Annotated in this window: 15 protein-coding genes; 5 read left to right on the forward strand and 10 right to left on the reverse strand. The window is 73.7% G+C overall.

The annotated features are described in order from the left end of the window. Window positions 1–4: 4 nt before the first annotated feature. Window positions 5–1978 carry a propionate catabolism operon regulatory protein PrpR gene (gene prpR, locus AMPC_RS16455; RefSeq protein WP_248342502.1) on the reverse strand — a complete coding sequence of 658 codons (1974 nt, stop codon included), beginning with the start codon at window positions 1976–1978 and terminating at the stop codon, window positions 5–7. A gap of 190 nt (window positions 1979–2168) precedes the next feature. Between prpR and AMPC_RS16460 the strand changes: the two genes are divergently transcribed. Genes AMPC_RS16460 through AMPC_RS16475 form a run of 4 tightly spaced genes read left to right on the forward strand, consistent with a single transcriptional unit; the run spans window position 2169 to window position 8710 of the window. Next, window positions 2169–3332, forward strand: coding sequence for an acyl-CoA dehydrogenase family protein (locus AMPC_RS16460; protein ID WP_248342503.1), 1164 nt, complete (start codon window positions 2169–2171; stop codon window positions 3330–3332). A gap of 26 nt (window positions 3333–3358) precedes the next feature. Then, the gene (locus tag AMPC_RS16465) at window positions 3359–5680 is read left to right on the forward strand and encodes a 3-hydroxyacyl-CoA dehydrogenase/enoyl-CoA hydratase family protein (protein WP_248342504.1); all 2322 of its coding nucleotides are present in this window, start codon (window positions 3359–3361) and stop codon (window positions 5678–5680) included. 27 nt (window positions 5681–5707) lie between these two features. Further along, on the forward strand, window positions 5708–6880 hold the full coding sequence (locus tag AMPC_RS16470) for an acetyl-CoA C-acyltransferase (RefSeq protein WP_248342505.1): 1173 nt from the start codon (window positions 5708–5710) through the stop codon (window positions 6878–6880). A 3-nt stretch (window positions 6881–6883) separates the two neighbouring features. After that, entirely contained in the window at window positions 6884–8710 is a 1827-nt protein-coding gene (locus tag AMPC_RS16475) for an acyl-CoA dehydrogenase family protein (RefSeq protein WP_248342506.1), read from the forward strand. Between the two features lie 27 nt (window positions 8711–8737). Here AMPC_RS16475 and AMPC_RS16480 read toward each other — a convergent pair whose 3' ends face one another. The 9 genes from AMPC_RS16480 to AMPC_RS16520 form a co-directional block, all read right to left on the reverse strand. Continuing rightward, window positions 8738–9550, reverse strand: a complete 813-nt coding sequence (locus tag AMPC_RS16480; protein WP_248342507.1) for a hypothetical protein — start codon at window positions 9548–9550, stop codon at window positions 8738–8740. 71 nt (window positions 9551–9621) lie between these two features. Next, window positions 9622–10200 (reverse strand): GbsR/MarR family transcriptional regulator, encoded by a 579-nt coding sequence (locus AMPC_RS16485; protein WP_248342508.1) that lies wholly within the window; start codon window positions 10198–10200, stop codon window positions 9622–9624. Window positions 10201–10208: 8 nt separating this feature from the next. After that, window positions 10209–11075, reverse strand: a complete 867-nt coding sequence (locus AMPC_RS16490) for a 4-hydroxybenzoate octaprenyltransferase (protein ID WP_248342509.1) — start codon at window positions 11073–11075, stop codon at window positions 10209–10211. Further along, entirely contained in the window at window positions 11072–12193 is a 1122-nt protein-coding gene (locus AMPC_RS16495) for an amidohydrolase family protein (protein WP_248342510.1), read from the reverse strand. The genes AMPC_RS16490 and AMPC_RS16495 overlap by 4 nt, the downstream gene beginning before the upstream one ends. A 215-nt stretch (window positions 12194–12408) precedes the next feature. Continuing rightward, complete coding sequence (mqnC, locus tag AMPC_RS16500; RefSeq protein WP_248342511.1) at window positions 12409–14283, reverse strand: cyclic dehypoxanthinyl futalosine synthase; 1875 nt, start codon at window positions 14281–14283, stop codon at window positions 12409–12411. A gap of 6 nt (window positions 14284–14289) precedes the next feature. Continuing rightward, window positions 14290–15414 carry an aminofutalosine synthase MqnE gene (gene mqnE, locus AMPC_RS16505; protein WP_248342512.1) on the reverse strand — a complete coding sequence of 375 codons (1125 nt, stop codon included), beginning with the start codon at window positions 15412–15414 and terminating at the stop codon, window positions 14290–14292. 2 nt (window positions 15415–15416) lie between these two features. Next, a complete protein-coding gene (locus AMPC_RS16510; protein ID WP_248342513.1) occupies window positions 15417–16007 on the reverse strand; it encodes a UbiX family flavin prenyltransferase in 591 nt (196 codons plus the stop codon). After that, a complete protein-coding gene (locus AMPC_RS16515) occupies window positions 16004–16735 on the reverse strand; it encodes a ubiquinone/menaquinone biosynthesis methyltransferase (RefSeq protein ID WP_248342514.1) in 732 nt (243 codons plus the stop codon). The genes AMPC_RS16510 and AMPC_RS16515 overlap by 4 nt, the downstream gene beginning before the upstream one ends. Continuing rightward, window positions 16732–18249: a menaquinone biosynthesis decarboxylase gene (locus tag AMPC_RS16520; RefSeq protein WP_248342515.1), complete on the reverse strand. Its 1518-nt coding sequence runs from the start codon at window positions 18247–18249 to the stop codon at window positions 16732–16734. Before AMPC_RS16520 ends, AMPC_RS16515 begins: the two co-directional genes overlap by 4 nt. A gap of 67 nt (window positions 18250–18316) precedes the next feature. Between AMPC_RS16520 and AMPC_RS16525 the strand changes: the two genes are divergently transcribed. After that, entirely contained in the window at window positions 18317–19159 is an 843-nt protein-coding gene (locus tag AMPC_RS16525; protein ID WP_248342516.1) for a menaquinone biosynthesis family protein, read from the forward strand. The last annotated feature ends 17 nt before the right edge of the window (window positions 19160–19176 follow it).

Below are 19176 nucleotides of genomic sequence, written 5' to 3' on the forward strand. Positions count from 1 at the left end.
GCCCTCACCGCTCCCCGTTCAGCTTGCGCCAGAGCGTGGAGCGCCCGATCCCGAGCCGCCGCGCCGCCTCGGCCTGGTTGCCGCCGCACTCGGCCACGGTGCGGCGGATGAGGCTCCGCTCCTGCTCCTCGCGCGCGCGCCGCAGGTCCACCGGGGGGGCCGGCGCCGCCGGGGTCGCGGCGGCCGCGGTCGCGAGCGCCGGCGAGGGCGCCGCCGCGCCGTGGAGCTCGGGCAGCACCGCCCGCAGCTCCTCCTCGTTGACCCGCGCCGAGGGGTCGCGATCGGCGAAGAGCACCGCCACCCGCTCCACCACGTTCTCGAGCTCGCGCACGTTGCCCGGCCAGGCGTGGCGGCCGAGGAGCGGGAGCAGCAGCGAGAGCGCCCGCGGCTGCGCCGCCGGCACCCCGTGGCGCAGGAGCGCCCGGGTGAGCAGCTCGCCCGCGATGGCGGCCGCGTCGTCGCCCCGCTCGCGCAAGGGCGGCAGGTGCAGCGGCAGGATGGCGAGCCGGTAGTAGAGGTCGCCGCGGAACTGCCCGGCCTCGACCGCGCGCGGGAGGTCCCGGTGGGTGGCGGCGATCACCCGCACGTCGATGGGGGTGGGCTCGTTGCCGCCCAGCCGGAGCACCTGCCGTTCCTGAAGGACGCGCAGGAGCCGCGTCTGGAGCGTGAGCGGCACGTCGCCCACCTCGTCGAGGAAGAGGGTGCCGCGGTGGGCCGACTCGAAGAGGCCCGGCCGCCCGCCCCGCCGCGCGCCGGTGAACGCGCCCTCCTCGTGCCCGAACAGCTCGCCCTCGAGCAGCGTCTCCGGGAAGGCGGCGCAGTTGATGGCCACGAAGGGGTGATCGCGGCGGGTGCTGGCGTTGTGGATCCCCTGCGCCACCACCTCCTTGCCGGTGCCGCTCTCGCCGGTGATGAGCACGGTCGCGTCGGTGCGGGCGTAGCGGGCGGCGAGGGCGCGCACCCGCGCGATGGCCGGCGAGCCGCCCACCAGCCCGTCGAGCCGGTGCCGCGCCACGAAGCGGCTCGGACGGTGCTGGGCGCGCACGGTGCGGTCGAGCCGCTGCACCGAGGTGGCGTCCTGGCAGGTGAGCACCGCGCCCGAGAGCTGGCCGCGCTCCCGCAGCGGCCGCCGGTGCACCACCAGCGTGCGCGCGCCGAGCCGCGCGACGCCGTCGAGCTCGGCGGCGCCGGTCTCGAGCACGCGGGTCGCGCCGAGCGCCGGCGCCACCTCGGAGAGCCGCTGCCCCTCGAGCTCGCGCGCGCTCCGGTCGAGGAGCCGCTCCATGGCCGGGTTGAGCGCCCGGATCCGCTCGTCGAGGTCCACCGCCAGCACCGCCTCCTCGAGGTGGGCCAGGATGGCCTGGAGCCGCTCGCGCTTCAGCTCCTCGGCCCGGGCGATGCGGGCGATCTCGACGGCGCGGGAGATCGCCTCGGCGACCGAGTCCTGCGAGTAGAGCAGCACCGCCTGGAGCCCGGCGCGCTCGGCGAGGTCGCAGACCGGCCCGGTGCCGACCACCACCTCGAAGCCGCGCGCCGCGAGGTCGGCCACCGCGGCCCGCGCCTCCTCGAGCGTGAGGTAGGGGCGCTGCTCGAGCTCGAGGCCGGTGAGGAACTGGCGGGCCTGGTCGAGCCCCGGCACCACCTTGCGGAAGTTCACCACCCCCACGCGCGGCGAGAGCCGCCGGGCCCGCGCCAGCGCCTCGAGGGCGTCGAGGGTGGTGGCGCGCACGAAGGAGACCGGCACGGCGGCGTGGTCGCGCAGGTAGGCGGCGTTGGCGCCGGCGGCGATGAAGGCGTCCACCTCCTCGCCCGACTCGGTGAGCTCGCGCGCGGTGGCGAGCGCCTCCTCGAAGCCGGAGTGGAAGACGCGGACGTCGGCGCGGTCGGCGTAGGTGGGGGCGACGCTCTCGAAGACGTGGCGCAGCCGGCTCGTGCTGAAGGCCCAGACGATGGGCTTGCGGTCGAGGTCCTGGCGCATCGCTCCTCCGTGTTCCGGGTTCGGGAAAGCCACCTGTTCCAATAATGGAACGGATCGTTCCGCGTCTGGAAGTTCCGGGCGGGTCGATTTTGAGGTCAGTCTTGAAAATCAGCGGAAACACGGCCGCTTGCCGCGGCGCGTCCGACGGGTGTGCCCCTGGCCCGGCCGTTGCTCTCCTGGAGCAGCGGCGATGGACCTCGACCTCTCCCCGGAGCAGAAGGCGATCCAGGCGGCGGCGCGCGAGCTGGCCCAGGCCGAGCTCGAGCCGGTCGCCGGCCTCCTCGACCGCGAGTTCGACCGGCGCACCTTCGTCGGCAACCTGGGGAAGCTCGCCGCCCAGGGCTTCATGGGGATGAACGTGCGCCGCCGCTACGGCGGGGCCGAGGCCGGCACCGTGGCGCTCTCCCTCGTGCTGACCGAGCTCGGCCGCGCCTGCGCCGCCACCGCCGCCAGCGTCTCGGTCACCAACATGGTCGCCGAGGTGATCCAGGCGGTCGGGTCGGAGGAGCAGAAGGCGACCTACCTCCCGCGCATCAGCTCCGGCGAGTACCCGGCGGCGAGCTTCGCGCTCACCGAGGCCGGCGCCGGCTCCGATCCCGCCGGGATGGTCACCCAGGCGGTGGCCGACGGCGACGCCTTCGTCCTCGACGGCGAGAAGCGGTTCATCACCAACGCCCCCTACGCCGGCGTCTTCGTGGTCTGGGCGGTGACCGACCGCGCCGCGCCGAAGGGGAAGGGGATCAGCTGCTTCCTGGTCGAGGCCGGCACCCGCGGCCTCGTCGTCGGCCGGCAGGAGGACAAGATGGGGCAGCGGGCCTCCGCCACCAACGAGGTCCGGCTCGAGCGCTGCCGCGTCCCGCGCGGCGCGCTCCTGGGGCGGCTCAACGACGGCTTCCGCGTGGCGGTGGCCGAGCTCGCCGGCGGCCGCATCGGCGTGGGGTCGCTGGCGCTCGGGATCGGGCTCGCCGCGATGGACTACGCCACCCGGTATGCGTCGGAGCGTGTGCAGTTCGGCGAGCCCGTCACCACGTTCGAGGGCGTGCAGTGGATGCTCGCCGACGCCTACACCGAGCTCGAGGCGGCGCGGCTCCTCCTCGCGAGCGCGGCCTTCCAGAAGGAGCGCGGCCGGCCCTACGCCAAGGCGGCGTCGATGGCCAAGCTCTTCGCCACCGAGGCGGCCGAGCGGGCCTGCCGCTCCGCGGTGCAGCTCATGGGCGGCCAGGGCTACCTGCGCGATCACCCGGTGGAGCGCTACGCCCGCGACGTGCGCGTCACCTCCATCTACGAGGGCACCAACGAGATCCAGCGCCTCATCGTGGCGCGCGAGATCCTGAAGGAGCTGGTGCGCCCGTGACCGAAGCGAAAGGACGGAGCCTGTCGATGAGACCCTTCTCCAAGGTGGCGGTGCTCGGCTCGGGTGTGATGGGGGGCGGGATCGCCGCCCACCTCGCCAACGCCGGGGCGCGGGTGCTCCTGCTCGACCTCACCGCCGCGCAGGCCCAGGCCGGGCTCGACGCCGCGAAGGCGGCGAAGCCGGCCGCCTTCTTCACCGGGGCCGAGGCGGCGCTCGTGGAGGTGGGCGGGTTCGACGAGGACCTCCCGCGCCTCGCCGGGTGCGACTGGGTGATCGAGGTGGTGCTCGAGGACCTCTCGGTGAAGCAGAGGCTCTTCGAGCGGGTGGCGCCCCACCTCTCCGCGGACGCGGTGCTCTCGAGCAACACCAGCGGCCTCTCGGTGGAGGCGATGGCCCGGGCGCTCCCCGCCGACCTGCGCCGCCGCTTCCTCGTGACCCACTTCTTCAACCCGCCGCGGTACCTGCGGCTCGTCGAGGTGGTGCCCTGCGCCGACACCGACCCCGAGGTGGTCGCGCGGGTGGAGGCGTTCCTCGAGCGGCGGCTCGGCAAGGGGGTGGTCCGGGCCAAGGACACGCCCAACTTCGTCGCCAACCGGATCGGCGTCTTCGCGCTCTGCAACGTGGTGAAGCACGTGCTGGAGCTTGGGCTCACCGTGGAGGAGGCCGACGCCGCCGCCGGTCCGGCCACCGCCCGGCCCCGCAGCGCCGCCTTCCGCACCGCCGACCTGGTCGGGCTCGACACCCTCCTGCACGTCGCCGACAACTCCCACGCCGTGCTCCAGCAGGACGAGGAGCGCGAGGTCTTCCGGCTGCCCGACTTCCTGCGCGAGATGGTGAAGCAGGGGCTCCGCGGCAACAAGTCGAAGGCCGGGTTCTACAAGAAGGAGAAGGGCGAGGGCGGCGCCACCACGGAGCGCTACTTCGACTTCCGCGCCGGCCGGTACGAGCCGGTGAGGCGGCCGCGCTTCGCCTCGGTGGAAGCGACGAAGGGGATCGACGACCCGGCCGCGCGGCTCCGGGCGGTGCTCGCCGGCGACGACCCGGCGGCGGAGCTCGCCTGGCGCAACCTGCGCGACACGCTCCTCTACGCCTTCCGGCGCGTGCCGGAGATCGCCGACGACGTCTCGGCGGTGGACCGGGCCATGCGCTGGGGCTTCAACTGGGAGCTCGGCCCGTTCGAGATGCTCGACGCCATCGGCGTGGCGCGCTTCCGCGAGCGGGCCCGCAAGGACGGGAGCGCCATCCCGGCGCGGCTCGACGAGGTGGAGCGCTTCTACCGGGTCGAGGGCGGCCGGCGCGAGGTGCTCGACCTCGCCACCGGCGCCTTCCGCGAGGTCCCGCGGCCGGAGGGGCGGATCGACCTCGCCCTCGTGAAGGCGGGCGGCGTGGTGGAGCGGAACCCCGGCGCCTCGGTGCTCGACCTCGGGGACGGCGTCTTCGGCCTCGAGTTCCACTCGAAGATGAACGCCATCGGGAACGACACGCTCGCCATGGTCCACAAGGCGCTCGCGCGCGCCGAGCGGGAGGGGCAGGCGCTCGTCATCGCCAACCAGGGCGCGGCCTTCTCGGCCGGCGCGAACCTGGCGCTGCTCGCCATGGCCATCGTGGAGGGGGAGTGGGACGAGATCGCCCTCACCGTGCAGCGGTTCCAGCGGGCCACGATGGCGCTCGCGCTGGCGCAGGTGCCGGTGGTGGCGGCGCCGCACCAGCTCGCCCTCGGCGGCGGCTGCGAGGTCTGCCTCCACGCCACGGCGATGAACCCGCACTCCGAGACGTACATGGGGCTCGTGGAGGTGGGGGTGGGGCTGCTCCCGGCCGGCGGCGGCACGAAGGAGCTGGCGCTGCGGGCCATCCGGCTCGCCGAGCAGTGGGAGACCGACGTGTCCCCCTTCCTCTTCAAGAGCTTCAAGCAGATCGCGACCGCCCGCGTGAGCACCTCCGCCGCCGAGCTGCGCGACATGGGCTACCTCCGCCCCGGCGACGCCGTCACCATGAACGCCGACGACCTCGTCGCCGACGCGAAGCGGAAGGCGCTGGCGCTCGCGGCGAACTTCCGCCCGCGCGCCCTCGCGACCGGGCTCGCCGCGCCGGGCCGGGGCGTGGCCGCGAGCCTCGCCTCCCAGCTCTGGAACCTGCGGATGGGCGGCTTCATCACCGCGTACGAGGAGCACCTCGGGAAGACCATCGCCCGGGTCATCACCGGCGGCGACGTGCCGGCCGGCACCCCCATCACCGAGGAGTGGCTGCTGGAGCAGGAGCGCGAGGCCTTCGTCTCGCTCTGCGGCGAGAAGCGCACGCTGGAGCGGATCCAGCACATGCTCAAGAAGGGCAAGCCGCTCCGCAACTAGCCCGCCGGAACGCACGGAGACTCGACGATGAAGAGCGCCTACGTCCTCGCCGCCTGCCGCACCCCGGGCACGAAAGCCAAGAAGGGGAAGCTGCGCCACGTGCGCCCCGACGACCTCGCCGCCGCGGCCGTGAAGGCGGTGATGGAGCGGGCCGGGGTGGACCCCCTCGAGATCGACGACGTCATCCTCGGCTGCGCCTTCCCGGAGGGCGAGCAGGGGATGAACCTGGCCCGGGTGGCGGCGCTCCGGGCCGGGCTGCCGTACCAGGTGCCGGCCCAGACCGTGAACCGGTTCTGCTCCTCCGGGCTGCAGTCGATCGCCAGCGCCGCCGAGCGGATCATGGCCGGCTTCGCCGACTGCATCGTCGCCGGCGGGGCGGAGAGCATGAGCCTCGTCCCCATGGGCGGCAACAAGTTCAGCGCCAACCCGGCGCTGGTGGCGAGCTGGCCGGAGTCGTTCGCGGCGATGGGGATCACCGCCGAGCTGGTGGCCGAGCGGCACGGGGTGTCGCGCCAGGACCAGGACGCCTTCGCCGCCGAGAGCCACCGGCGCGCCGCGGCGGCGCAGGCGAGCGGCGCCTTCGGCGACGAGCTCGTGCCGGTCGAGGCGGAGTCGGCGGCGGTGGTGGGCGGCAAGCTCGAGCGCGCGGTGGAGCGGGTCGAGGCCGACGACGGCGTCCGGCCCGACACCACGCCCGAGGGGCTCGCGAAGCTCAAGCCGGCGTTCAAGGTGGACGGCACGGTGACGGCCGGCAACGCGTCGCAGATGACCGACGGGGCCGCGGCGGTGCTGGTGGTCTCGGAGGACTTCCTGCGCCGCACCGGGCGCGAGCCGCTGGCGCGCTTCCTCTCCTTCGCGGTGAAGGGCGTGCCGCCGGAGGTGATGGGGATCGGACCGGTGGAGGCGATCCCGGCGGCGCTGCGGCTGGCGGGGGTCTCGCAGGACGCGCTCGGGCGGATCGAGCTCAACGAGGCGTTCGCGGCCCAGGCGCTCGCCTGCGTGCGGGCGCTCGGTCTCGACCCGGCCAGGGTGAACCCGTCGGGCGGCGCCATCGCCCTGGGCCACCCGCTCGGCTGCACCGGGGCGAAGCTCACGGCGACGCTGCTGCACGGGATGCGCCGGGCCGGCGAGCGGTACGGGATGGTGTCGATGTGCATCGGCGGCGGCATGGGCGCGGCCGCCGTCTTCGAGAGGGCGTGAACCATGGCGGACGTGGCGAAGGTCGAGCAGGTGGAGCAGGGAGCGAAGCGCGCGGCGGACCCGAGGCGGCCGGGCGGCGGCGAGTACCTCATCGCCGACGCGGCCCCGGCGGACGTCTTCACGCCGGAGGACTTCACCGAGGAGCAGCGGGCCATCGGCGACACCGCCGAGGGGTTCGTGCAGGACTCGATCTGGCCGCGCGCCGAGGAGATGGAGAAGCAGCACTTCGAGGTGGCGGTCGCGCTCATGAAGCAGTGCGGCGAGCTCGGGCTCCTCGCCATCGACGTGCCGGAGGCCTTCGGCGGCCTCGAGCTCGACAAGGCGACGAGCATGCTCGCGGCCGAGCGGATCGCCCCGGCCGGCTCCTTCTCGGTGACCTGGTCGGCCCACACCGGCATCGCCACCCTGCCGCTCGTCTACTACGGCACCGAGGCGCAGAAGGCGAAGTACCTCACGAAGCTCGCGAGCGGCGAGTGGATCGGCGCCTACTGCCTCACCGAGCCCGGCTCGGGCAGCGACGCGCTCGGCGCGCGCACCACCGCGAAGCTCTCGGCCGACGGGACGCACTACGTCCTCGAGGGCACGAAGCAGTTCATCACCAACGGCAGCTTCGCCGACCTCTTCACCGTCTTCGCGAAGGTGGACGGCGAGCACTTCACCGCCTTCCTGGTGGAGCGCGGCTTCCCCGGCGTGACCGTCGGGGCCGAGGAGAAGAAGCTCGGCATCAAGGGCTCCTCCACGACCCAGATCATCCTCGAGGGGGCCCGGGTGCCGGTCGAGAACGTCCTCGGCGAGATCGGCAAGGGGCACAAGATCGCCTTCAACGTGCTCAACGTGGGCCGGTTCAAGCTGGGCGCCGCGGTGACCGGCGCCGCCAAGCACGCCCTCGGCGAGGGGGCGAGGTACGCCAACCTGCGCAAGCAGTTCGACACGCCCATCGCGCGGTTCGGCGCCATCCGGCAGAAGCTGGCCGAGGGGGCGGCCTCGATCTTCGCCTCCGAGTCGGTGGTCTACCGGCTGGCGGGGCTCCTCGACCGGCGGCTCGCCGCCATCCCCAGGGACGCGCCGGGCTACTACGAGCTCTACCAGAAGGCGATCGAGGACTATGCCATCGAGTGCGCCATCTCGAAGGTGTTCTGCAGCGAGGTGCTCGCCGGCGTGGTGGACGAGGTGGTCCAGATCCACGGCGGCTACGGCTTCACCCAGGAGTACGCGGCGGAGCGCTTCTACCGCGACGAGCGGATCAACCGGATCTTCGAGGGCACGAACGAGATCAACCGGCTCCTCGTCCCCGGGACGCTGCTCCGGCGCGCCATGAAGGGCGAGATCCCGCTGCAGCGCGAGGTGATGAAGGCGGTCGAGTCGCTCCTCTCGCCCTCCTACGAGGAGGTGGACGCCGCGGTGCCGTTCGCGGTCGAGCGGGCGGCGCTCGGGCACCTCAAGAAGGCGTTCCTGGTGGTGGCCGGCGCGGCGGTGCAGAGGTACCGGGGCGGCCTCAAGGACGAGCAGGAGGTGCTGCTCGCGCTCGCCGACGTGGCCATCGAGATCTTCGCGCTCGAGAGCGCGCTCCTGCGGGCCGAGAAGGGCGCGGCCCTGCCGGAGCGGCGGCGGGCGGTGATGGCCGCCGCGGTGAAGGTCTTCGCCTTCGGGGCGGTGGAGCGGATCGGCACCGCCGCCCGCAAGGCCGCCTTCTGCTGCGCCGAGGGCGACGAGCTCACCATGCTCCTCGCCGGCGTGCGCCGGTTCACCAAGTACGACGCCTCCGGGCTGCTCCAGGCGCAGCGGCTCCTCGCCGACGCGGTGCTGGAGGGCGAGAAGTATCCCTGCTGAGGCGCGGGCCGCGCGGCGCCGCGCCCCTCACCGGTTCATCATCGTCCCGGCGTCCATCATGACGCCCCCGTCCGGCACGCCGCCGTCCATCATCGTGCCGCCGTCCATCGTCACGCCGCCGTCCGCCCCCGGGCCGCCGCCCATCATGCCGCCGTCGCCCATCATCCCGCCGTCCAGGGTCCAGCCGCCGTCCATCCACCAGCCGCCGTCGGGCGGCTGCCAGGCGCCGCCGGCGTAGGTGCAGCCGGGCATCGGCTCGTCGAAGCGCATCATGCCGCCGTCCGGCAGGCTCCAGCCGCCGTCGGTGTAGCCGGCCATCCAGCCGGCGTCGGCGCCCATCATGCCGCCGCCGCTCATCATCCCGCCCGCCCGCAGCTCCATGTGGCTCGTGAACTGCTGCATGGCCTGGACGTGCCGCTCCATCTCCTGCTGGTTCGCGGCCATGTCCCCGCTGGTGCAGGCCACCGCCTGGTGATGGGCCATCTCGTCCGCCATCGCCTGGGTGCCGCACGACAGGTCGGCGGAGGCGGGCGTGCCCGCGCCGCGCAGGTAGTCGTCCATCCGGGTGGACATGCCCGGGAGCTGGCCCATGAGCGGCTGCATCCGCTGGAGGTACTGCTGCAGCGCCGCCTGGCACTGGGCCGGGGTGGTGGCGCTGGCGACCGCCTGCTGGTACTGGGTCACGGCCGCGGCGGCCGAGGTGGCGGTCTGATCCACCGTGGCGGCGTCGGCGAGGCTGGTGCCGCTGCCGCTCGACGACGAGGAGCAGGCGACCCACGCCGCGCCGAGCAGGCAGGCGAGGGCCAGGGCGATCGTCTTCCTTCCGTGGATCTCGGGCATGATCGTTGGAGCCCGGACCGCGGCGCGGGGTTTCGGCGGCGGTCCGGTCCGGCGGGGCGTCCCGGGAGAGGCTAGCCCCGGCGTCTCCCGAGCAGCTCGGACAGCATCCGCAGCGGACCCAGCTCGGCGCGGGCCTCGCGCAGGAGGTTGTCGAGCATGGCGAGCCCGGTGCGCGCGAGGGCCACGAGCTGCTCGAGCCGCTCCAGCTTGAACTTCGCGGCGGCCCGGATGGCGGGGTCCTGGTCCACCCGCGCCGCCTTCACCTCGCGCAGCGCGCGGTCGAAGGCCGCGAGGGCCTCCTCCACCGCCTTGTGCTCGCGCTCGGCGAGCACGCGCCGGACCATCTTCCAGACGTCGGTCTCGGCCTCGTAGTGCTCCTTGCGGTCGCCGGGCACGTCCACGGGGCGCACCACCCCCCAGCGGCGCAGCTCGGCGAGGCTCATGGAGAGGAGGCCGGTGGAGATCTGGAGCCGGTCGCAGAGCTCCGGCGCCGCGAGCGGCTTCTCCGAGAGGAAGAGCACCGCCCAGATCCGTCCGAGCTGCCGGCGGAAGCCCCAGAGCTCCATGAGCGAGCCGACGGCGTCCGCCACCGCCAGCTCGGCGCGGGCGAAGGGGCGGGGGGAACCGGGGTCGGCGAGGGCGGGGCTCATCGCGGCTCTCAGGCGCGCAGGGCGAGGTCGGCGAGGGCCGCGGCCGCGAACGCCACCGACGCGAAGGCGTTGTAGTTGAAGAAGGCGACGCCGATCCGCTCCGGCCGGAGCGCGCCGCCGGGGGCGACGTGCCGGTGCTCGGCCACGAGCACGCCGGCGAGGATGGCGGCGCCGGCGAGCCAGCCCGGGCCCCGGCCGGCGAGCGGCCCCGCCCCGGCGATGCAGAGGGCCGCGAGGAGGTGCAGGCCGCGCGCCCAGGCGAGCGCGCCCCTGACGCCGAACCGGGCCGGGATCGACTGGAGCCCCTCGCCGCGGTCGAACTCCATGTCCTGCAGCGAGTAGAAGACGTCGAAGCCGGCGATCCAGGCTCCCACGCCGACGCCGAGCACCACCGCCGGCAGCGTGGCGCGGCCGGTGAGCGCGATGGCGACGCCGATCGGCGCGAGCGCCTGCGCCACCCCGAGCCAGAGGTGCACCGCCCAGGTGAACCGCTTGGCGTAGGAGTAGCCGAGGAGGATCGCGAGCACCGGCAGCGCCAGCGCGCCGCAGAGCGGGGCGATGAGCGCGGCGGCGGCCACGAACAGGGCCGAGGAGCCGGCGAGGAGCGCCCAGGCGCCGGTCACGCTCACCTCGCCGGTCACGAGCTCGCGCCGGCTGGTGCGCGGGTTGCGCGCGTCGAAGCGCCGGTCGGAGATCCGGTTCATCGCCATGGCCGCGGTGCGGGCGGCGACCACGGCGAGCGCCACCAGCGCGAGGCGCACCGGGTCGAGCCGGGCGTCGCGCGCCACCAGCACCACCGCCGCCGCGGCGAAGGGCAGGGCGAAGAGCGAGTGCTCGAGCTTCACCATGCGGGAGAGGGCGGCGAGCTGGGTCATGCGGAGGGCTCCGGGCGGTGGCGGGCGAGCCAGGTGAAGGGGAGCTCCTCGCGCCCGAAGACGTCGAGGAGCCAGCGGCAGGGGTCGAACGGCGCGTCGCCGAGCTCCTCCCGCTCGATGGGGGCGGCGAGGACGCCCGGGGCGCGGCCCGGCTCGAGCCGGCCGACCGCGGGGGCGCCGACGGCGGCGCCGTTCCAGGCGAGCTGCAGGAGCGCGAGCGGCGACACCTCCGGCCAGGCGCGCGAGAGGGTGGCGAGCTCGGCGAGCGGCGAGAGCGACGGGGCGCTCGCGAGCGAGTCGGTGCCGACGGCGAGCGGGACGCCGGCCTCGAGGAGCTTCGGGAGGTCGGCCAGCCGGCCGCCGATGTGGAGGTTGGAGCGGGGACAGAGCACCGCGGTCGCGCCGGAGCGGGCGAGGAGGGCGCGGTCCTCGTCGTCGAGGTCCACCACGTGCACCACCAGCGTCCCGGGGCGGAGGTGGCGCGCCACCACCTCGACCGGGCTGCGGCCGAGCCGGGGCAGGTCGGTGACGCCGAGCGAGCGGTGCAGGCCCGCGAACGGGCCGGTGGCTTCGCTGCAGAAGCGCCGCTCCGCCGGGTCCTCGGCGAGGTGGAGCGAGGCGGGGCCGGCGGCGAGCAGCTCCACCAGCCTCGGCAGGTGCGTGGAGTAGACCGCGTGCGGGGTGAGGACGCGGCGCAGCCCGGGGCCGAGCGGCGGGGCGCGCTCGGCGAGGAGCCGGGCCTGGGCCAGCGCCCGCTCGATGCGCGGGCCGGTGAAGCCGAAGACCTCCTGGTAGACGGTCCCGGCGACGCCGGCCCGCGAGAGCCAGGGGATCGAGCCGAGGCCGTTCGAGACGTCGCCCACCGCGGCCACGCCGAAGCGCGTCAGCGCCGCGACGCCGTCCTCGACGGCGATGTCCGACTCCGGCTCGGCGGCGCGCGCGGCCACGAGGAGCTGGATCCAGGAGGGGAGCCCGTCGCCCCCCGGCACGCGGCCGTGCAGGTGCGAGAGCTCGAGGTGGGTGTGGGCGTTCACGAGCGCGGGGAGGAGCACCGCGTCGAGCCGCTCGCCCGGGCCGAAGCGGGCCTCCACCTCGGCGGCGGGGCCGACCGCGAGCAAGAGATCGCCGTCGAGGGCGACGGCGCCGTCCGCGATCAGCGCGGGAGTCGTGGCCGCGCCTCCCCCGCCCTCCCCGCCCGAGCGGGGAGGGGGCTCAGCGAGGCGCCCGCCGGAAAGGTGCGCAGCGGCGCCCTCTCCCTCTCCCGCGCAGCGGGGGAGGGCCGGGGAGGGGGCTCGCCCCGTCAGCACCCACGGCGCGCGGACGACGCGGACGGTCACCCGGCGGCCCCGACCAGCTGGTAGCGCATGTTCCGCCGCGCGGGCCGGAAGCCGGCGTCGCGGATGTGCCGCTCCACCTCCTCCGAGTCCATCTTGAACGTGGTGCCGGCGGCCGAGACCACGTTCTCCTCGATCATCACCTGGCCGAAGTCGTTGGCGCCCATGTGCAGCGCCGCCTGCGCCACCCCGCCGCCCATGGTGACCCACGAGCACTGGAGGTTCGGCACGTTGTCGAGCACGAGCCGCGCGATGGCGTTCTCGCGCAGGTAGGCGTGGGCGCTGTTGTCGCCGGGCGTGAGCCGGGTGTTCTCGGGCTGGAAGGTCCAGCAGGCGAAGGCGGTGAAGCCCCGGGTCTCGTCCTGCAGCTCGCGCAGGCGGAGCAGGTGGTTGGTGCGGTGGCGGGCGTCCTCGCCCACGCCGAACATGAGGGTGGCGGTGCTGCGCAGCCCCTTCTGGTGGGCCACCTTCATCACCGTGAGCCACTCGTCGGTGGAGCACTTGAGCGGGGCGATGCGCCGGCGCACCTCGTCGTCGAGCACCTCGGCGCCGCCGCCGGGGATCGAGTCGAGCCCGGCCGCCACCAGCCGGTCGATGGTCTCCTCGAGCGAGATCTGGCTGGTGCGGGCGATGTGCCAGAGCTCCTCGGGCGAGAGCGCGTGCAGGTTGATCGAGGGGTAGTGGGCCTTGGCCCAGCGGAACAGGTCCTCGTACCACTCGATGGCGAGGTCGGGGTGGAGCCCGCCCTGCAGCAGGATCTCGATCCCGCCCACGGCGATGGTCCCCTCGATCTTCTCGGCCAGCTCCTCGCGCGAGAGCACGTAGGACTGCGCGTGGCCGCGCGGCCGGTAGAAGGCGCAGAAGTGGCAGGCGGTGGTGCAGACGTTGGTGTAGTTGACGTTGCGCGAGACGATGTAGGTGACGAGCCCCTCGGGGTGGAGGGCGCGCCGGCGGGCGTCGGCGGCGAGCCCGAGCTCGAGCAGCGGCGCCTTCTCGTCCACCAGCTCCGCCTCGTCGGCGTCGAGCCGCTCGCCGTCGGCCCCCTTCTGCAGGGCGGTGTCGAGCGAGACCACGCGCCGCGTCCGCCGCGCCTTCACCTGGTCGTCGGCGAAGCGGAGCGTGTGCTCCGGCAGGAACCCGAGCTTCGCGGCGCGCGCGAGGAAGGCCTCCATGCCCGAGATCTCGTACGGGCCGAGCCCGTAGCGCAGCTTCTGGGTGAGGTAGCGCCGGTACTTCTCCGGGTCGCCGCCGCGCTCCTTCGCGAACTGCCGGGCGAGCTCGGTGCGGACGCCGAGGCCGTGGTGCGCCGCGCGCGCCAGCTCGGCGACGTCCTCGGGCGCGAGCACGCCCGGCCGCGCCGCCCAGACCGCGAAGACCATGGGGAGCCCGGAGATCCGGTTCCACTCGCGCGCCAGGTCGAGCACGTGCGGCTTGTGGACGTCGAAGGCCCGGTCGCCGATGACGAGCGCGCCCTTGGTGCCCTTCGCGGCGGCGATCCCCTCCACCGCCGGCGATGGGGTGAACTTCGGGCTCCGCCCCAGCTCGGCCAGCACCACCTTCGAGAGGACGACCGAGGTGCGGCTGGCGGTGTCGAGGAAGACCTCGTCCCAGACCACCGGCGACTGGTCTCCGGCGAGGAGCACCGTCTGCACCGGCCCGTCGGCGCCGATGCCGATCCCGGGCACCACCTCGTAGTCCTTGCCGGCGAGGGCGCCCACCGGCAGCAGGGCGAGGTCCACCTCGCCGCGCTCGAGCATGGCGGCGCCGGCGGAGGGCTCGCAGAGCGTGAGGTCGATGCGCTCCGACCCCTCGAGCCCCACGGTGAGCGGGCGGGCGTTGAGGAAGGAGACGGCGGCGGCGCGGATCTTCGGCATGGCGCTCTAAGCCTCGTGGACCTTGAGGACGTGGTACAGGCTGTCGCGCTCGGCGGGGACGCGGCCGGCGAGCCGGATGAGCCGGTGGAACGACGACTCGGTCTGGCCCTGCGGCACGTGCGAGCCGGCCATGTGGTAGATGCGCTCCTCGAGCACGGTGCCGTCCACGTCGTCCACGCCGAAGGAGAGCGCGGTCTGGGCCATCCGCTCGCCGAGCGAGACCCAGTACGCCTTCACGTGGTCGAAGTTGTCGAGGAACAGGCGCGAGACCGCGTAGGTGCGCAGGCCGTCGTAGCCGGTCGGCTTGGGGAACGCCTTGCCGATCATGTTGTGCTCGGGGTGGAAGGCGAGCGGGATGAAGACCTGGAACCCGCCGGTCTCGTCCTGCAGCGCCCGGAGCCGCGCCATGTGATCCACCCGCTCGGCCAGCGTCTCGATGGTGCCGTAGAGCATGGTGGCGTTGGTCTTGATGCCGAGCCGGTGGGCGGTGCGGTGCACCTCGAGCCACTCCTCGGCGGTGGCCTTGTCGTCGCAGATCTTCCGGCGCACCCGCTTGGCGAAGATCTCGGCGCCGCCGCCCGGCATGGTGTCGAGCCCGGCGGCCTTCAGCTCGGTCAGCACCTGCGCGTAGCTCTTGCCGAACTTCTGCGCGAAGAAGTGGATCTCGACCGCGGTGTACGCCTTGAGCGCGATCTCCGGCCAGGCGGCGCGGATCCGGCGCAGGAGCTCCGTGTAGTACTCCCACGGCAGCGTGGGGTGGAGCCCGCAGACGATGTGCACCTCGGTGACGCCGAGCGGCTTGCGCGAGAGCACCTTCTCCACCGCCTCGTCGAGCTGGAAGGTGTAGCCCTCCGAGGCCTCCTGGTCGTCGAGCCGGGCGAACGAGCAGAACTTGCAGCTCGCCACGCAGACGTTGGTCGGGTTGAGGTGGACGTTGCGGTTGTAGAAGGCCAGGTTCCCGTGCCGCTCCTCGCGCACGTGGTTCGCGAGCGCCCCCACGGCGGCGAGGTCCTTCACCTCGAAGAGGCGCACCGCGTCCTCCTCGGTGAGCCGCTCCTTCGAGAGCACCTTGTCGCGGATGGGGCCGAGGCCGGCCCGCTCCAGCGCGCGGTGGGCGAGGTTCGAGAGCATCTTCAGGCGTCCTCCGGTTCCACGTTCCTGCGCGGCGTGAGCCCCTCCCAGCGGCGCATCAGCGCGTTGGGCAGGCCGAGCCGGTCGAGGAGCCGGGACACCACCGTGTCCACGAGCTCCCCCGTGTCCCTGGGCTGCGAGTAGAAGCTGGGCGAGGCCGGCATCACCACCGCCCCGGCCTCGATGGCCGCGGTGATGGCGCGGGCGTGCACGAGCGAGAGCGGCGTCTCGCGCAGGCAGAGCACGAGGCGGCGCTTCTCCTTGAGCATCACGTCGGCGGCGCGGCCGACGAGGTCCACCGAGAGCCCGTAGGCGATGCGCGAGAGCTGCCCCGCCGAGCACGGCACCACGCACATGGCGTCGTAGGGCGCGCTGCCCGAGGCGAACGGGGCGGTGAAGTCGTGGTTCTTCCAGATCGGGAAGGGGTAGCGCGGCTCGGCGCCGATCTCCTGCATCCAGACCTGCTTGCCGGTGGCGGTGAAGACGAGGTCGGCCTCCACGCCGTGCGCCGCGCCCTCGCTCGACAGGAAGTCGAGGAGCCGCTTCGCGTATGGCGCGCCGGACGCGCCGGAGACGCCGACCACGAGCTTCACGCGCGGACCCCGGTGACGAGCCCGCAGACGCCGGGGAAGAGGGTGACGCCCTGCACGTCGCGGAAGCCCGCCTCCCGGCAGAGCCGCTCGAACTCCTCGCGGGGCACGAAGCGCTCCATCGACTCGACGAGGTAGCGGTAGGCGCCCGGGTCCTTCGAGATGGCGCGCCCCACCACCGGCAGGAGCGCCCGGTTGTAGACGTTGTGGACCAGGCGGGAGCCGGCCGACTGGGGCCGGAAGAACTCGAGCACGCCGAGCCGGGCGCCGGGGCGCAGCACGCGCGCCATCTCGGAGAGCCCCGTCGGCAGGTCCTCGAGGTTGCGGACGCCGAAGGCGACCGTGAGCGCGTCGAAGCTTTGCGCCTTGAAGGGGAGGGCGAGGGCGTCGGCCTGCGCGGCCGGGAGCCCGGTCTTCCGCGCGCCGCGCGAGAGCATGGGGAGCGAGAAGTCGGCGCCGGTGACGCGCGCGAGGGGGGCCTGCCGCCGCGCCTCGGCCGCGACGTCCATGGTGCCGGCGCAGAGGTCGAGGAGGTGGTCGCCCTCGCGAAGCGCGAGCGTGCGGATGAGCCGCCTGCGCCAGGCGACGTCCACCCGCAGGGCCAGCACGCGGTTGAGGAGGTCGTAGGTGGGGGCGATCCGGTCGAACATGGCCCGCACCGCCGGGGCGCGGTGGGCCTCGCCGGGCAGGGGCGGGGCGACCTCGCTCGCCGCGCGCTTGGCGTCGCTCACAGGATGCTCCCCTTCTTGGGCGTCCAGGACGCGGCGGGCGGGACGGCGAGCTTCATGCGGCGGAGCGGCGCCGCCCCCGGGACGAGCCGGTCGTAGAGCGCGTCCATGCGGGCCACCACCTCGGGCGGGTGGACGCAGGGCTCGGGCCACTCGCGCCCGCCCTCCTCCACCCACTTGCGCGTGGCGTCGATGCCGATCTTGGAGCCGAAGGCGAAGTGAGGAGAAGCATGGTCGAGGGCGTCGACCGGCCCGTCCACCACCACGAGGTCGCGCTTCACGTCCACGTTGGCGAAGGCGCGCCAGGCGGCCTGCGGCGTGTCCTGCACGTCCACGTCGTCGTCGAAGACCACCAGCGTCTTGGTGTTGGCCATCTGCCCCGAGCCCCACATCCCGTGCATCAGCTTCTTGGCGTGGCCGGGGTACTCCTTCCTCATCGAGATGAAGCAGAGGTTGTGGAAGACGCCCTCCGGCGGGAAGGCCATGTCCACCACCTCGGGGAAGACCATCTGCAGCATCGGCAGGAAGAGCCGCTCGGTCGCCTTGCCGAGCCACACGTCCTCCACCGGCGGCGGCCCCACCACCGTGGCCGGGTAGACGGCGTCGCGCCGGCGGGTGATGCAGGTGACGTCGAGCGCCGGGTAGTCGTCGGCGAGCGAGTAGTAGCCGGTGTGATCGCCGAAGGGCCCCTCGCGAACGAGCGGCGCCGAGGTGTCCACGAAGCCCTCGATGACGAGATCGGCCTCGGCCGGGACCTCGAGCGGCACGGTGACGCACTTCGCCAGCGGCACGCCCTCGCCGCGCAGGAAGCCGGCGAAGAGGTACTCGTCCACCCCCGGCGGCAGCGGCGCCGAGGCGGCGTAGGTGAGGGTGGGGTCGCCGCCGAGCGCGATGGCGACCGGCATCCGCTCGCCGCGCGCCTTGTAGGCCCGGTAGTGGGCGGTGGCGGTCTTGTGGAGCTGCCAGTGCATGGCGAGCCGCCGCGGCCCGAGGACCTGGAGCCGGTACATGCCCACGTTGCGCAGGCCGGTCTCGGGGTCGCGCGTCACCACCTGCGGGAGGGTGATGAACGGGCCGCCGTCGTGGGGCCAGGTGGTGAGGACCGGGAGGGCGCCGAGGTCCGGTTCGCGCTCGACGATCTCCTGGCAGGGGCCGTCGGCGTGGTGCTTGGGGGTGAGGGTGGCGAGCCGCCCGAGCTTGGGCAGGAGCTTCAGCTTCTCCCAGAGCCCCTGGGGCGGCGCGGTCTTGAGCAGCGCGCGCAGCTCCTCGGCGCGCTCCTCGAAGTCGTCGCAGGAGAAGGCCCAGCTGGTGCGGCGCCGGGTGCCGAAGAGGTTCATGGCCACCGGCAGCGCGCCGCGGGTGGGCTTCTCGAAGAGCAGCGCCGGCCCGCCCTGCTTCGCGGCCCGGTCGGCGAGCGCCGCCATCTCCAGCACCGGATCGACGGGCTCCTTGACCCGGACGAGCTCGCCCGCCCCTTCGAGCCGAGCGAGGAATTCGGAGAGCGAGCGGTAGGCCATGGGAGGGCCATTCCTACTAGAGCGCCGGCCTTGTTTCAATGATCGTTGAAAGCTATAACGGGCCGCCATGACCACCACCGTGCGCGTCGCCCACAGCCCCGATTCCGATGACGCCTTCATGTTCTACGGCCTCGCGTCGGGCGCGGTGAAGGCGGAGGGCGTGGACTTCGAGGAGGCGCTCTCGGACATCGAGACGCTCAACCAGGCGGCCACCGAGGGGCGCTACGAGATCACCGCGATCTCGGTGCACGCCTACGCGCACATCGCCGACAAGTACCGGCTCCTCGACTCCGGCGCGTCGTTCGGCGACGACTACGGGCCGACGGTCGTGGTGCCCAAGGGCTCGAGCGTCCGCTCGGTGGAGGAGCTCTCCGGCAAGCGCATCGCCATCCCGGGCAAGTGGACGAGCGCCGCCCTGGCCCTCGCCCTGCGCCTCCCGGTCTTCACGCCGGTCATCATGGACTTCAAGGCGGTGGGCGACGCGGCGAAGCGCGGCGAGGTGGACGCCGGGCTCGTGATCCACGAGGGGCAGCTCACCGCGGAGGAGGAGGGGCTCCAGGTGGTGGAGGACCTCGGCAAGTGGTGGAAGGGTCGCACCGGCCTGCCGCTGCCGCTCGGCCTGAACGCCATCCGACGCGACCTGCCCATCCAGCTCCGGGAGCAGCTCGCCCGCACCATGGCCGAGAGCATCGACTACTCGCTCGCGCACCGCGAGCCGGCCCTCGACCACGCCATGAAGTTCGCGCGCGGCCTCGATCGGAAGCGGGCCGACACCTTCGTCGGCATGTACGTGAACGACTGGACCCGGTGCCTGGGCGAGCGCGGCCGCGAGGCGGTGGCGCTCTTCCTCCACGAGGCGGCCGAGCGCGGGCTGGTGCCGCGCGTGAAGCCGGAGTGGCAGGAGCGGTAGTCCGGCCCGTCCTCCCC

The organism is Anaeromyxobacter paludicola (assembly GCF_023169965.1).
GTDB classification, from domain to species: Bacteria; Myxococcota; Myxococcia; order Myxococcales; family Anaeromyxobacteraceae; genus Anaeromyxobacter_B; species Anaeromyxobacter_B paludicola.

Bases quoted from the DNA above. Each gene is read 5' to 3' on its own strand.
- prpR (WP_248342502.1), bottom strand. From the start codon at position 1,978: ATGCGCCAGGACCTCGACCGCAAGCCCATCGTCTGGGCCTTCAGCACG.
- AMPC_RS16460 (WP_248342503.1), top strand. From the start codon at position 2,169: ATGGACCTCGACCTCTCCCCGGAGCAGAAGGCGATCCAGGCGGCGGCG.
- AMPC_RS16465 (WP_248342504.1), top strand. From the start codon at position 3,359: ATGAGACCCTTCTCCAAGGTGGCGGTGCTCGGCTCGGGTGTGATGGGG.
- AMPC_RS16470 (WP_248342505.1), top strand. From the start codon at position 5,708: ATGAAGAGCGCCTACGTCCTCGCCGCCTGCCGCACCCCGGGCACGAAA.
- AMPC_RS16475 (WP_248342506.1), top strand. From the start codon at position 6,884: ATGGCGGACGTGGCGAAGGTCGAGCAGGTGGAGCAGGGAGCGAAGCGC.
- AMPC_RS16480 (WP_248342507.1), bottom strand. From the start codon at position 9,550: ATGCCCGAGATCCACGGAAGGAAGACGATCGCCCTGGCCCTCGCCTGC.
- AMPC_RS16485 (WP_248342508.1), bottom strand. From the start codon at position 10,200: ATGAGCCCCGCCCTCGCCGACCCCGGTTCCCCCCGCCCCTTCGCCCGC.
- AMPC_RS16490 (WP_248342509.1), bottom strand. From the start codon at position 11,075: ATGACCCAGCTCGCCGCCCTCTCCCGCATGGTGAAGCTCGAGCACTCG.
- mqnC (WP_248342511.1), bottom strand. From the start codon at position 14,283: ATGCCGAAGATCCGCGCCGCCGCCGTCTCCTTCCTCAACGCCCGCCCG.
- mqnE (WP_248342512.1), bottom strand. From the start codon at position 15,414: ATGCTCTCGAACCTCGCCCACCGCGCGCTGGAGCGGGCCGGCCTCGGC.
- AMPC_RS16520 (WP_248342515.1), bottom strand. From the start codon at position 18,249: ATGGCCTACCGCTCGCTCTCCGAATTCCTCGCTCGGCTCGAAGGGGCG.
- AMPC_RS16525 (WP_248342516.1), top strand. From the start codon at position 18,317: ATGACCACCACCGTGCGCGTCGCCCACAGCCCCGATTCCGATGACGCC.